The following is a 13,138-nucleotide window of genomic DNA, read 5'->3' as shown; positions in this document are numbered from 1 at the left end:
GATCTGACGCATTCGCGAGCAAGCCCGCTCCCACAGGAAAAGGTATCAACCAACTGTCACCGATTCATTCAGCTCGCAGGGTCTTCACCCCTTCCGCCGTCCCCAGCAGCAACACATCCGCCGGGCGCGCGGCGAACAGGCCGTTGGTGACCACGCCGACGATGGCGTTGATCTGGCTCTCCAGCTCCACCGGGTTGGTGATCTGCAGGTTATGCACGTCCAGGATGATGTTGCCGTTATCGGTCAGCACCCCCTCGCGATACACCGGGTCGCCGCCCAGCTTCACCAGTTGACGGGCCACATGGCTGCGGGCCATCGGGATGACTTCCACCGGCAACGGGAATGTGCCCAGCACTGGCACCAGCTTGCTGGCGTCGGCGATGCAGATGAAGGTCTTGGCCACGGCTGCGACGATCTTCTCGCGCGTCAGGGCTGCGCCGCCGCCCTTGATCAGGTTCAGGTGCGCATCGCTTTCATCGGCGCCATCGATATAGAACTCCAGGTCGCTCACGGTGTTGAGCTCGTAAACCGGGATGCCGTGGCCCTTCAAGCGTGCGGCGGTGGCTTCGGAGCTGGCGACCGCGCCATCGAACGCCCCATTGTGCTGCGCCAGCGCGTCGATGAAGCAGTTGGCCGTCGAGCCGGTGCCGACCCCGACGATGCTCTTGTCATCCAACTTGGGAAGGATGAGGTCGACGGCGGCCTGGGCCACGGCCTGTTTGAGTTGATCCTGGGTCATGCGGGCTCCGGAAACGGGCTGGGAGTAGAGAGGGCGCGAGTATAACCCAACAAAACCTCGGGATTCGTGTGGTCGCCCGGCCAAAAGCCGGGTTAGACTCCTTGGCCCTGCCCAACCCGCCCAGTGATGCTTTCCGATGCTCGAACAGTACGTCAAAAAGATCCTCACCTCGCGCGTCTACGACGTGGCCGTGGAAACCCCGCTCCAGACCGCCCGCCAGCTTTCCGAGCGACTGGGTAACAGCGTCTGGCTCAAACGCGAAGACCTTCAACCCGTGTTCTCTTTCAAAATTCGCGGAGCCTACAACAAGCTGACCCAGCTCAGCGATGAAGAGCGTGCACGCGGCGTGGTCACGGCGTCGGCGGGCAACCATGCCCAGGGACTGGCCCTGGCGGCCAAGGTCCTGGGCGTGAAAGCGACCATCGTGATGCCCAAGACCACGCCGGAAATCAAGGTCGAAGGGGTGCGCTCCCGCGGCGGCAAGGTAGTTTTGCATGGCGACTCGTTTCCCGAGGCCCTGGCCTATTCTTTGAAGCTGGTCGACGAAAAAGGCTACGTCTACATTCACCCCTACGACGATCCTCACACCATTGCCGGGCAGGGCACGGTGGCGATGGAAATCCTGCGCCAGCACCCCGGGCGCCTGGATGCGATTTTCGTCCCGGTGGGCGGCGGCGGACTGATCGCCGGCATTGCGGCCTACGTGAAATACCTGCGACCGGAGATCAGGATCATCGGCGTCGAGCCGGATGACTCCAATTGCCTGCAAGCGGCCTTGGCAGCGGGTGAACGCGTGGTATTGCCGACCGTGGGGCTGTTTGCCGACGGCGTCGCCGTGGCGCAGATCGGCCAGCATACGTTCGATATCTGCAAGCACCATGTAGACGAAGTCATCACCGTCAGCACTGACGAGATCTGCGCGGCGATAAAGGATATCTACGACGATACCCGCTCGATCACCGAACCTGCTGGCGCGTTGGGCGTCGCCGGCATCAAGAAGTACGTCGAATCGCGCGGCATCAGCGGCCAGACGCTGGTCGCCATCGACTCCGGTGCCAACGTGAATTTCGACCGCCTGCGCCACGTAGCCGAACGCGCCGAACTGGGCGAGGGCCGCGAAGCGATCATCGCCGTGACCATCCCCGAGCAACCGGGCAGTTTCAAGGCATTCTGCGAAGCCATCGGCAAGCGCCAGATCACCGAATTCAACTATCGCTACAACACCGGCAGCGAAGCGCACATTTTCGTCGGCGTGCAGACGCACCCGGAAAACGACCCGCGCAGCGCACTGATTGCCAGTCTGAGCGAGCAAGGTTTTCCGGTGCTGGACCTGACCGATAACGAACTGGCCAAATTGCACATCCGCCACATGGTGGGCGGGCACGCGGCGCATGTCATCGACGAAGTGGTGCTGCGCTTCGAATTCCCCGAGCGCCCGGGAGCGCTGTTCAACTTCCTCAACAAGCTTGGCGGGCGCTGGAACATCTCGATGTTCCACTACCGCAACCATGGCGCGGCGGATGGCCGGGTGGTGGCCGGTTTGCAAGTGCCCCACGATGAGCGCCACCTGGTGCCGGCGGCCCTTGAGGAGATCGGCTATCCATACTGGGATGAAAGCGATAACCCGGCGTACCAGCTGTTTCTCGGCTGAGGGACTACGCTCAAGGGCAAGCCATAAGGAAGCGAACGATGGAAACCTTAACCGCTCTCAAAGTCGCCCACATCGTGGCGACCGCGCTGCTGTTGTTCGGCGCGGCGGGACTGGCCGTCTGGGTCTGGCGCGCCCGGCGCCGTGGGGACGCGACGGCTCATACCCGAACCTTGCAACGCCCCCGGGTGTTCGTCTGGCTATTGATGGGCCTGGCGCTGTTGAGCATGCCGTTCACTGGCTGGTGGATGGTGCATCTGGTGGGCTGGCCGTTGGGACAAACCTGGTTGCTGGCGTCCAGCGTGCTCTACACGGTGGCGGCGCTGGCGGGGTTCTGGTTGTTGGTGCGCTTGAATAAGCTGCGCACGCTGCCAGCGGCGGGCAGCGGCAGGTTTACCTTGGCCTTGGCGCTGTTCGGCTTCGTTTGCCTGATCGCTATTACGGGATTGATGGGGGCCAAGCCGGTTTAGGCCTGGAACCGAGTCGACTTCATCGCGAGCAGGCTCGCTCCCACAGGGGAAGGCATTCCAATGTGGGAGCGAGCCTGCTCGCGATGACGGTTTCAGTCACGCAGACTGATCACCGGCCAGCCGCGCTTCTGCGCCTCAGCCCGCAGGTTCGGGTCCGGATCCACTGCCACCGGATGGGTCACGATCTCCAGCAGCGGCAAGTCGTTCATCGAATCGCTATAGAAATAGCTGCCTTCCAGGGAATGTCCGGTTTCCTCCAGCCAGCGGTTCAAACGGGTCACCTTGCCCTCGCGAAAGCAAGGGATGTCGGTGCTGCGTCCGCTGTAGCGGCCGTCGATCATTTCGCATTCGGTGGCAATCAGGGTCTCGACACCCAGGCGCTCGGCAATCGGCGCGGTGACGAAACGGTTGGTGGCGGTGATGATTACCAGCTTGTCGCCGGCGTCGCGGTGTTTTTTCAGCAATTCGATGGCCTGGGGCAACACGATCGGCTCGATGCAGTCGCGCATGTAATCCAGATGCCATTGGGCCAGCACTTGCATCTCGGTGCGCCCGAGAATCTCCAGGCAAAAATTCAGGTACTCGGCGTTGTCGAGCTTGCCGGCCAGGTAATCCTGGTAGAACTCATCGTTGCGCGCCTTGTAGGTGACGGCATCCAGGAAGCCCCGCTCACACAGGTAATCGCCCCAGGCGTGGTCGCTGTCGCCGCCCAACAATGTGTTGTCCAAGTCGAATAAAGCCAGCCGCATTGCAGTTACTCGCTGAAAATTCTAAAGAAAGGTGCCCAGAATACGGACTTTTCACACGAGTGCACATAAGCTAGTGGCCAGTGTGGTCAGGCTCGTTGCTGCTTTCACAACCTTTGTGGAACAATGCGGCGACATGCGTTTGCGAGGTTGTTGCCGTGATCGATCCCGATGGTTTCCGACCCAATGTGGGGATCATTCTTACGAATGATGCAGGGCAGGTGCTATGGGCTCGCCGTATCAATCAAGACGCCTGGCAGTTTCCCCAGGGAGGAATCAACCCCCAGGAGACGCCGGAAGAGGCTTTGTACCGCGAGTTGAACGAAGAAGTAGGGCTGGAGCGCGAAGATGTCGAAATTCTCGCCTGCACCCGTGGCTGGTTGCGCTATCGTTTGCCGCAACGCCTGGTCAGGACGCACAGCCAGCCGCTGTGCATCGGCCAGAAGCAGAAATGGTTTCTCCTGCGCCTGCTCTCCAACGAGCAGCGGGTGCGGATGGATTTGACCGGTAAACCGGAATTCGATGGCTGGCGCTGGGTCAGTTATTGGTATCCGTTGGGCCAGGTGGTGACATTCAAGCGCGAGGTGTACCGACGCGCCCTCAAAGAGCTTGCCCCGCGCCTGCTGACGCGCGACTGACGACGGAGTTCGACCCCGAGCCATGCTCAATACGCTGCGCAAGATCGTCCAGGAAGTTAACGCCGCCAAGGATCTCAAGGCGGCGTTGGGGATTATTGTATTGCGCGTCAAAGAGGCCATGGGCAGCCAGGTCTGCTCGGTCTACCTGCTGGACCCCGAGACCAACCGTTTCGTACTGATGGCCACCGAGGGCTTGAACAAGCGCTCCATCGGCAAGGTCAGCATGGCGCCCAATGAGGGTCTGGTCGGTCTGGTCGGCACGCGCGAAGAGCCTCTCAACCTCGAAAATGCCGCGGATCACCCGCGTTACCGCTACTTCGCCGAAACCGGCGAGGAACGCTACGCCTCGTTCCTCGGCGCACCGATCATCCACCACCGCCGTGTCGTCGGCGTGTTGGTCATCCAGCAAAAAGAGCGCCGCCAGTTCGACGAAGGTGAAGAAGCCTTCCTCGTGACCATGAGCGCACAACTGGCCGGGGTTATCGCCCACGCCGAGGCCACCGGCTCGATCAGCGGCCTGGGGCGCCAGGGCAAGGGCATCCAGGAAGCCAAATTCGTCGGTGTGCCGGGCTCGCCGGGCGCAGCGGTGGGTACGGCAGTGGTCATGCTGCCACCTGCCGACCTGGACGTGGTGCCGGACAAGGCCATCAGCGATATCGATGCCGAACTGGCGCTGTTCAAGACCGCCATCGAAGGCGTGCGGGCCGACATGCGCGCCCTCTCGGCAAAACTCGCTACACAGTTGCGCCCTGAAGAACGTGCGCTGTTCGACGTTTACCTGATGATGCTCGACGATGCCTCCCTGGGCAGCGAGGTGACCACGGTCATCAAGACCGGCCAGTGGGCCCAGGGCGCGTTGCGTCAGGTGGTGACCGACCACGTCAACCGCTTCGAACTGATGGACGACGCCTACCTGCGCGAGCGTGCCTCCGACGTCAAGGACCTCGGCCGCCGGCTGCTGGCCTACCTGCAGCAGGAGCGCCAGCAGACCCTGGTCTACCCGGACAACACCATCCTGGTCAGCGAGGAACTGACCCCGGCGATGCTCGGCGAAGTGCCCGAAGGCAAGCTGGCGGGCCTGGTCTCGGTGCTGGGTTCGGGCAACTCCCACGTCGCGATCCTGGCGCGAGCCATGGGCATCCCGACGGTGATGGGCCTGGTGGACCTGCCGTACTCCAAGGTCGACGGCATCCAGATGATCGTCGACGGCTACCACGGCGAGGTCTACACCAACCCCAGCGACGTGTTGCGCAAGCAGTTCGCCGATGTGGTGGAGGAAGAAAAGCAACTGTCCCTGGGCCTGGATGCGCTGCGGGACCTGCCTTGCGTCACGCCCGACGGCCACCGCATGCCATTGTGGGTCAACACCGGCCTACTCGCCGACGTCGCCCGGGCGCAGAAGCGCGGGGCCGAGGGCGTGGGCCTGTACCGCACCGAAGTGCCCTTCATGATCAACCAGCGCTTCCCCAGCGAGAAGGAACAACTGGCGATCTATCGTGAGCAACTGGCCGCGTTCCATCCGCAACCGGTGACCATGCGCAGCCTGGACATCGGCGGCGACAAGGCCCTGTCCTACTTCCCGATCAAGGAAGAGAACCCGTTCCTCGGCTGGCGCGGCATTCGCGTGACGCTCGACCACCCGGAAATCTTCCTGGTCCAGGCCCGCGCCATGCTCAAGGCCAGCGAAGGCCTGAACAACCTGCGCATCCTGCTGCCGATGATCTCCGGCATCCACGAACTGGAAGAAGCCCTGCACCTGATTCATCGGGCCTGGGGCGAAGTGCGCGACGAAGGCACCGACGTGCCGATGCCGCCCGTGGGCGTGATGATCGAGATTCCGGCGGCGGTGTACCAGACCAGGGAGCTTGCGCGGCAGGTGGATTTCCTGTCGGTGGGTTCCAACGACCTGACCCAATATCTGCTGGCCGTGGACCGCAACAACCCGCGGGTGGCCGACCTGTACGACTACCTGCACCCGGCGGTGCTGCAAGCCCTGCAGACCGTGGTCCGCGACGCCCATGCCGAAGGCAAGCCGGTCAGCATCTGCGGCGAAATGGCCGGCGACCCGGCGGCGGCGGTGCTGCTCATGGCGATGGGTTTCGACAGCCTGTCGATGAACGCCACCAACTTGCCGAAGGTGAAGTGGATGCTGCGCCAGATCAACCTGAGCAAGGCCCAGGAACTGCTGGCGGAAGTGATGAGCATCGATAATCCGCAGGTCATCCACAGTTCCTTGCAGCTGGCGCTGAAGAACCTTGGACTGGCGCGGATGATCAATCCGGCTTCGAACAAGACGCTCTAGCCGGAGGCCTCATCGCAAAACTAAACCCTGACCTCAACCTCCCCCAAATGCCCCCCATGCGGCCCGAAGCTGCGCTCGACCATGTGCCGCGCCCCATCGGCATGGACAATCAACGCCGTACTCGCCCGCGTCCCATAAGCCGGGCTGGCAATGAACACGCTCGACAGCAACGTCTCGGTCGCCAGCCCCACGCCAGTGTCCGGCAAGTCCGCCACCGGAGCCGGGTGTGGGTCGTTGAGCAGCGCCAGCAAGGCCTGTGGCTGCGGATCGTCCAGCACCTCGCCTAGCGCCGCACGTGCCTTGAGCAGTTTTGGCCACGGCGTGTTCAACCCGGCGTTCGATAAACCGTAGAGGCCTTCGGTCAGGCGTTGGGGCCGCGCATCGCGGGCGTGGTAGTGCCACAGCTCGGTGCCGTCGCCGAGCAACAGATTGAAACCGCCGTACTCCGCAGCGCGGGGCACCACTTCACTCAGGTAGTCAGCAATCGGCAGATGCCCCGTGAGAAACCGCGCCACCAGTTCGCCGCGCGACTTGAGCGCCGGAAGCTGACCTGGATCGCGGATGTTGGTCAGGGCCGCAAAGCGACCGCCGGCACTCATGCCAAGCCAGGTGCCGCCAGCCTCAAGGTCGCGGCCGGCATAGACATCAGGCGCATCTTCCCACTGCGCCAGGGGCAGGGTCGGTCTTGCGTAGAACTCGTCGCGGTTGGCCGCCACGATCAGCGGCCGGTCATGGCCGGGGCGCCAGGCAAATACGATCAGGCACATCAGGTAGTCCCCGTTAAACAAGACCCAGCACAGTTCCTGTGGCGAGGGGATTTATCCCCGCTGGGCTGCGCAGCAGCCCCAAAGCGATCTATCTGGCACACCGAGGTGCCCGGTTTCAGGGCCGCTTCGCGCCCCGACGGGGATAAATCCCCTCGCCACAGGGTTTTGTATCGGATTGACGTTCCACTCTAACCGACACATCGCCCGCGCATCCATCGCCTTCAGTGGAGCCCGAGGCCATGGATCCGTTACCATGCCGCTCTTGTTTCGGGGATGGGCGGGGAGACGTTGGTGGAATTTGTGCTCTATCTGCTGCTCGGCGCCTGCGCCGGTGTGCTGGCCGGGCTGTTCGGCGTGGGGGGCGGGATCATCATTGTCCCGGTGCTGGTGTTCAGTTTCACCTTGCAGGGCTTCGACCCGCAGGTGTTGACGCATCTGGCCGTCGGCACGTCCCTGGCGTCGATCATCTTTACCTCGGTCAATGCCGTGCGCGAGCATCAGCGCAAAGGCGCGGTGCGCTGGCCGATTTTCACCTGGATGACCTTGGGAATCCTGATCGGCGCCGGATTCGGTGCCATCACCGCCGAAGCGATTGCCGGCCCGCACTTGCAGAAGATCATCGGCGTGTTCGCCCTGATCGTTGCCGCGCAGCTGGGCCTGGATCTCAAGCCCAAGGCCAGCCGCACGGTACCGGGCAAGGCCGGGCTGACCCTGGCCGGCTCGGTGATCGGCTGGGCCTCGGCGATCTTCGGCATCGGCGGCGGCTCGCTGACCGTGCCGTTCCTGACCTGGCGCAGTGTGCCGATGCAACAGGCGGTGGCGACCTCTTCGGCCTGTGGCTTGCCGATTGCCTTGGTCAGTGCCGCAAGTTTCATGATTCTGGGGTGGCGTGACCCGCTGTTGCCGGCCCATAGTCTCGGTTTTGTGTATTTGCCGGCGCTGCTGGGCATCGCCCTGACCAGCATGGTCTTCGCCCGCTTCGGCGCGCGGCTGGCCCATCGCTTGTCGCCGCGCTTGCTCAAGCGGTTGTTCGCCGCTTTGCTGTTCTGCGTTGGCGTAAGTTTCCTGTTCTGACGCAATCCTGGCTTAATCCCGAGGTGGCAGGGTCGCCCGGGTATTTTTGACGTTTACGAGGAATGTCCATGCTGCCTTACCCGCAGATCGATCCGGTGGCCCTGGCCATCGGCCCGCTGAAAATCCACTGGTACGGTCTGATGTACCTGGTCGGCATCGGCGGCGCCTGGCTGCTGGCGTCGCGCCGGCTCAACCGTTTCGACCCGACCTGGAACAAGGAGAAGCTGTCCGATCTGGTGTTCTGGCTGTCCATGGGCGTGATCGTCGGCGGACGCCTGGGCTATGTGCTGTTTTACGACCTGAGCGCCTACCTGGCCAACCCGACGCTGATCTTCGAGGTCTGGAAGGGCGGCATGTCGTTCCACGGCGGTTTCATCGGCGTGATGCTGGCGGCGGTCTGGTTCGGCAAGCGCAACAACAAGTCGTTCTTCGAGCTGATGGACTTCGTCGCCCCCATGGTGCCGATCGGCCTGGGCGCCGGGCGCATCGGTAACTTCATCAACGCCGAATTGTGGGGCAAGCCGACCGACGTGCCGTGGGCGATGGTCTTCCCGCCGTTCAGCGATCCGGCGCAGTTGCCACGCCATCCGTCGCAGCTTTATCAGTTCGCCCTCGAAGGCGTGGCATTGTTCCTGATTCTCTGGCTGTTCTCGCGCAAACCACGGCCGACCATGGCGGTGTCGGGCATGTTCGCGCTGTTCTACGGGATCTTCCGGTTCATCGTTGAATTCGTTCGCGTGCCGGACGCACAGCTCGGCTATCTGGCCTGGAACTGGCTGACCATGGGCCAGGTACTGTGCCTGCCGATGATCATCGGTGGACTGGTACTGATCTGGCTGGCTTATCACCGCGCGCCGGCAGCAGCGGCCAAGGCTTAATTCGAACCCCGGGGCGCCGCTCCGGGTTCAAGGACACAGGTAACCCATGAAGCAATATCTTGATCTGGTGGCCCACGTCATCAAGAACGGCACCAAGCAAGCCAACCGTACGGGCGTGAACACCATCAGTTTCCCGGGCGCCATGCTGCGCTATGACTTGAAGGACGGTTTCCCGGCCATCACCACCCGCAAGCTGGCCTTCAAATCGGCGATCGGCGAGATGTGCGGTTTCCTGCGTGGGGTTAACAACGCCGCCGAATTCCGCGCCCTGGGCTGCAAGGTCTGGGATCAGAACGCCAACGAGAACGCCCAGTGGCTGGCCAACCCGTTCCGCCAGGGCGAAGACGACCTGGGCGAGATCTACGGCGTACAGTGGCGCAAGTGGCCGGCCTACAAGCAGATCCCCCTGAACAATCCGGCGGCCATCGAACAGACCCTGGCCCAGGGCTACCGGCAGATCGCCGAAGGCGAAGAAAACGGCCAGGCCTACGTGGTGCTGTACAAGGCCATCGACCAGGTGCGCCAGTGCGTCGACACCATCATCAAGGACCCGGGCAGCCGGCGCATCCTGTTCCACGGCTGGAACTGCGCCCAACTCGACGAAATGGCCCTGCCACCGTGCCATCTGCTCTATCAGTTCCACCCGAATGTCGAGACAAAGGAAATTTCCCTGACCCTCTACATCCGCTCCAACGACCTGGGCCTGGGCACGCCGTTCAACCTCACCGAAGGCGCCGCCTTGCTGAGCCTGATCGGTCGCCTGACCGGCTACACACCGCGCTGGTTCACCTATTTCATCGGCGACGCCCACGTCTACGAAAACCACCTGGACATGCTCAATGAACAGCTCAAGCGCGAGCCGTTCCCGATGCCCAAACTGGTGATTTCCGAGCGCGTGCCGGAGTTTGCCAAGACCGGCGTTTACCAGCCGGAGTGGCTGGAACTGGTGGAGCCGAGCGACTTCTCCCTCGAAGGCTACCAGCACCATGCGCCGATGACCGCGCCGATGGCGGTCTGAGCCCCGACGCCTCTCTACTGTGGGAGCAAGCCCGCTCCCACATTGGATTTCCTTAGGGTTCAAGGCCCTCAATGCCCATGACTCCTGCCCACATGTGAGTGCTCCACCTCCGGCGCCACCGCCCCGCTCACTTCCAGGCGCTGCAAGATCCCGCATTGATCCGGGTCTGGTCCCTCGCCGCAGCGATGGCGCAGGTCGATCAGTTGTGCCTGCAAGGCCAGCAGGCCGTCGATGCGGGCCTTGACGTGGAGGATGTGCTCGTCAATCAGTGCATTGACGCTTTCGCACTGGTCCTGAGGGCTGTCGCGCAGGGCCAGGAGGCTGCGGATTTCCTCCAGGGTCATGTCCAGGGTGCGGCAGTTGCGGATGAACGTCAGCCGCTCGGCATGGGCCTGGGTATAGACACGGTAGTTGCCGTCGCTGCGGGCCGGCTCCGGCAGCAGGCCTTCGCGTTCGTAGTAGCGGATCGTTTCGACCTGGCAGTCGGTGAGCCTGGCCAGTTCTCCGATTTTCATGATGCTGTCTCCAGAACAAGTGCTTGACCCTATAGTGGCTACAGGGTCTTTACTGCGCAACAGGTACTTTTCATGGATGTCACTGATGAGCGATTCCCTCCATACCCACAAACCCGGCCACGGCCATGACCATGGGCACGCCTGCTGCGCCTCGAAGGCGCCCCCGGCGGTCATCGATCTTGGCAAAGTGCCGACGAAAGGTTCGCGCCAGAGCAGTTTTCGCATCGAAGCCATGGACTGCCCCACCGAACAGACGCTGATCCAGAACAAGCTCGGCAAGCTTGAAGGCGTGCAGCGGCTGGAATTCAACCTGATCAACCGCGTACTCGGCGTGACCCACGCGCTGCCTGACGACACGCCGATCATCGAGGCGATCAAGTCCCTGGGCATGCAAGCCGAGCCACTGACGCCGGGCCAGGAGAAAGAAACCGCCAGTCTGCCCGCCCCGACCAAACCCTGGTGGCCGCTGGCGCTGTCCGGTGTCACCGCGTTGGGCGCCGAAGTGATCCATTTCACGGGTGCAGCACCGAATTGGGTGGTCGCCATCATCGCCTTGGTTTCGATCCTCAGCGGCGGCCTCGGTACGTACAAGAAAGGCTGGATCGCCCTCAAGAACCTCAATTTGAACATCAACGCCCTGATGAGCATCGCCGTGACCGGCGCGGTGTTGATCGGTCAATGGCCGGAAGCTGCGATGGTGATGTTCCTGTTCACCGTGGCCGAACTGATCGAAGCCAAATCCCTTGACCGAGCGCGCAATGCCATCAGCGGCTTGATGCAGATGGCGCCGGAACAGGCCACCGTGCAACAGGCCGATGGCGCCTGGCAAGTGCAGGAGGTCAAGACCATCGCTCCAGGGGCGCGGGTGCGGGTTCGCCCCGGTGAGCGCGTTGGTCTGGATGGTGATGTGGTGGCCGGTCGATCCACTATCGACCAGGCGCCCATCACCGGCGAAAGCCTGCCGGTGGAGAAAACCGTGGGCGACAAGGTGTTCGCCGGCACGATCAACCAGGCCGGTGAGCTGGAATACACCGTGACGGCGAAGGCCGAGCATTCCACCCTGGCCCGGATCATCCACGCCGTGGAACAAGCCCAGGGTTCACGGGCACCGACCCAGCGCTTCGTCGATCAATTCTCAAAAATCTACACTCCGGCAGTGTTCGCCCTGGCACTGGCGGTGGCCGTCATCCCGCCGCTGTTCATGGCAGCAGCGTGGTTCGACTGGATTTACCGGGCGCTGGTGTTGCTGGTGGTGGCCTGTCCTTGCGCGCTGGTGATTTCCACCCCGGTGAGCATCGTCAGCGGCCTCGCCGCAGCGGCGCGCAAGGGCATCCTGGTCAAGGGCGGCGTGTATCTGGAGGGCGGTTACAAACTGGATTACCTGGCACTGGACAAGACTGGCACGATCACCCACGGCAAACCGGTGCAAACCGATTACCTGCCGCTGGACCCGACGATGGAAACCACCGCGCCGGCCCTGGCCGCCAGCCTCGCCGCCCGCTCCGACCATCCAGTGTCAAAAGCGATAGCGGCTGTGGATAAACCACTGACACCGCAGGTTGTGGATAACTTCGAGGCATTACCAGGACGCGGTGTGCGTGGCGATATCGACGGCACGACTTATCACTTGGGCAATCATCGCCTGGTGGAAGACCTGGGCCTGTGCTCGCCAGAACTGGAAGAGCGACTCTTCGCCCTGGAAAAACAGGGCAAGTCTGTGGTGCTGCTGCTCGACCGCTCGGGCCCACTGGCCTTGTTCGCCGTGGCCGACACGGTGAAGGACTCCAGCCGCGAAGCCATCCGGCAATTGCACGACCTGGGCATCAAGACCCTGATGCTTACCGGCGACAACGCCCATACCGCCGAGGCGATTGCCGGGGAGGTGGGCATGGATCAGGCCCGGGGTGACTTGTTGCCGGAAGACAAACTGCGGGCCATCGAGGACTTGTACGCCAAAGGGCATCGCGTCGGCATGGTCGGCGACGGTATCAACGACGCCCCTGCCCTGGCCCGTGCGGAGATCGGCTTCGCCATGGCGGCCGCCGGCACCGATACCGCCATCGAAACGGCCGACGTCGCCCTGATGGACGACGACCTGCGCAAGATCCCCGCCTTCATTCGGCTGTCCCGACAAACCTCGGCCATCCTCAAGCAGAACATCGCCCTGGCCCTGGTGGTGAAGGCGATCTTTCTCGGCGTGACCTTCACCGGATTCGCCACCCTGTGGATGGCGGTGTTTGCCGACATGGGGGTGAGCTTGCTGGTGGTGTTCAATGGGTTGCGGTTGTTGCGTAAGTAAAAAACCAGGCTGACAGGGCTGGCCTCATCGCGAGCAGGCTCCCA

At 62.8% G+C, this 13,138-nt stretch carries 12 protein-coding genes; 8 read left to right on the top strand and 4 right to left on the bottom strand.

The features are described 5' to 3' along the window. Window positions 1-64: 64 nt before the first annotated feature. Entirely contained in the window at window positions 65-739 is a 675-nt protein-coding gene (rpiA, locus tag EGM97_RS10950) for a ribose-5-phosphate isomerase RpiA (protein ID WP_238962466.1), read from the bottom strand. 136 nt (window positions 740-875) lie between these two features. Here rpiA and ilvA point away from each other — a divergent pair, with 136 nt between their 5' ends. After that, window positions 876-2,390, top strand: a complete 1,515-nt coding sequence (ilvA, locus tag EGM97_RS10945; RefSeq protein ID WP_238962465.1) for a threonine ammonia-lyase, biosynthetic — start codon at window positions 876-878, stop codon at window positions 2,388-2,390. A gap of 38 nt (window positions 2,391-2,428) precedes the next feature. Further along, window positions 2,429-2,857 (top strand): DUF2269 domain-containing protein, encoded by a 429-nt coding sequence (locus tag EGM97_RS10940; RefSeq protein ID WP_238962464.1) that lies wholly within the window; start codon window positions 2,429-2,431, stop codon window positions 2,855-2,857. Window positions 2,858-2,949: 92 nt separating this feature from the next. On the opposite strand, the gene EGM97_RS10935 is transcribed toward EGM97_RS10940, so the two are convergent. Further along, the gene (locus EGM97_RS10935; RefSeq protein WP_238962463.1) at window positions 2,950-3,606 is read right to left on the bottom strand and encodes a histidinol-phosphatase; all 657 of its coding nucleotides are present in this window, start codon (window positions 3,604-3,606) and stop codon (window positions 2,950-2,952) included. A gap of 155 nt (window positions 3,607-3,761) precedes the next feature. Here EGM97_RS10935 and EGM97_RS10930 point away from each other — a divergent pair, with 155 nt between their 5' ends. Both EGM97_RS10930 and ptsP read left to right on the top strand, forming a co-directional pair. Further along, window positions 3,762-4,241: an RNA pyrophosphohydrolase gene (locus EGM97_RS10930; protein WP_053148065.1), complete on the top strand. Its 480-nt coding sequence runs from the start codon at window positions 3,762-3,764 to the stop codon at window positions 4,239-4,241. A gap of 22 nt (window positions 4,242-4,263) precedes the next feature. Then, the gene (ptsP, locus tag EGM97_RS10925; RefSeq protein WP_238962462.1) at window positions 4,264-6,543 is read left to right on the top strand and encodes a phosphoenolpyruvate--protein phosphotransferase; all 2,280 of its coding nucleotides are present in this window, start codon (window positions 4,264-4,266) and stop codon (window positions 6,541-6,543) included. Window positions 6,544-6,563: 20 nt separating this feature from the next. Here ptsP and EGM97_RS10920 read toward each other — a convergent pair whose 3' ends face one another. Further along, the gene (locus EGM97_RS10920) at window positions 6,564-7,310 is read right to left on the bottom strand and encodes an NRDE family protein (RefSeq protein WP_238962461.1); all 747 of its coding nucleotides are present in this window, start codon (window positions 7,308-7,310) and stop codon (window positions 6,564-6,566) included. A gap of 291 nt (window positions 7,311-7,601) precedes the next feature. Here EGM97_RS10920 and EGM97_RS10915 point away from each other — a divergent pair, with 291 nt between their 5' ends. The 3 genes from EGM97_RS10915 (at window position 7,602) to EGM97_RS10905 (ending at window position 10,280) form a co-directional block, all read left to right on the top strand. Further along, window positions 7,602-8,384, top strand: coding sequence for a sulfite exporter TauE/SafE family protein (locus tag EGM97_RS10915; RefSeq protein WP_238962460.1), 783 nt, complete (start codon window positions 7,602-7,604; stop codon window positions 8,382-8,384). 68 nt (window positions 8,385-8,452) lie between these two features. Further along, entirely contained in the window at window positions 8,453-9,262 is an 810-nt protein-coding gene (gene lgt / locus EGM97_RS10910) for a prolipoprotein diacylglyceryl transferase (protein WP_238962459.1), read from the top strand. 46 nt (window positions 9,263-9,308) lie between these two features. After that, window positions 9,309-10,280 (top strand): thymidylate synthase, encoded by a 972-nt coding sequence (locus EGM97_RS10905; protein WP_238962458.1) that lies wholly within the window; start codon window positions 9,309-9,311, stop codon window positions 10,278-10,280. A 68-nt stretch (window positions 10,281-10,348) separates the two neighbouring features. Here the strand turns inward: EGM97_RS10905 and cadR are convergent, their stop codons facing one another. Beyond that, on the bottom strand, window positions 10,349-10,795 hold the full coding sequence (gene cadR / locus EGM97_RS10900) for a Cd(II)/Pb(II)-responsive transcriptional regulator (RefSeq protein ID WP_238962457.1): 447 nt from the start codon (window positions 10,793-10,795) through the stop codon (window positions 10,349-10,351). 85 nt (window positions 10,796-10,880) lie between these two features. Between cadR and EGM97_RS10895 the strand changes: the two genes are divergently transcribed. Continuing rightward, window positions 10,881-13,094, top strand: coding sequence for a heavy metal translocating P-type ATPase (locus EGM97_RS10895; protein WP_238962456.1), 2,214 nt, complete (start codon window positions 10,881-10,883; stop codon window positions 13,092-13,094). The last annotated feature ends 44 nt before the right edge of the window (window positions 13,095-13,138 follow it).

Source organism: Pseudomonas sp. AF32 (assembly GCF_022342325.2).
GTDB classification, from domain to species: domain Bacteria; phylum Pseudomonadota; class Gammaproteobacteria; order Pseudomonadales; family Pseudomonadaceae; genus Aquipseudomonas; species Aquipseudomonas uvaldensis.
Note: the sequence above shows the minus strand (reverse complement) of the source record. Positions and strands in the feature narration are given on the sequence as shown.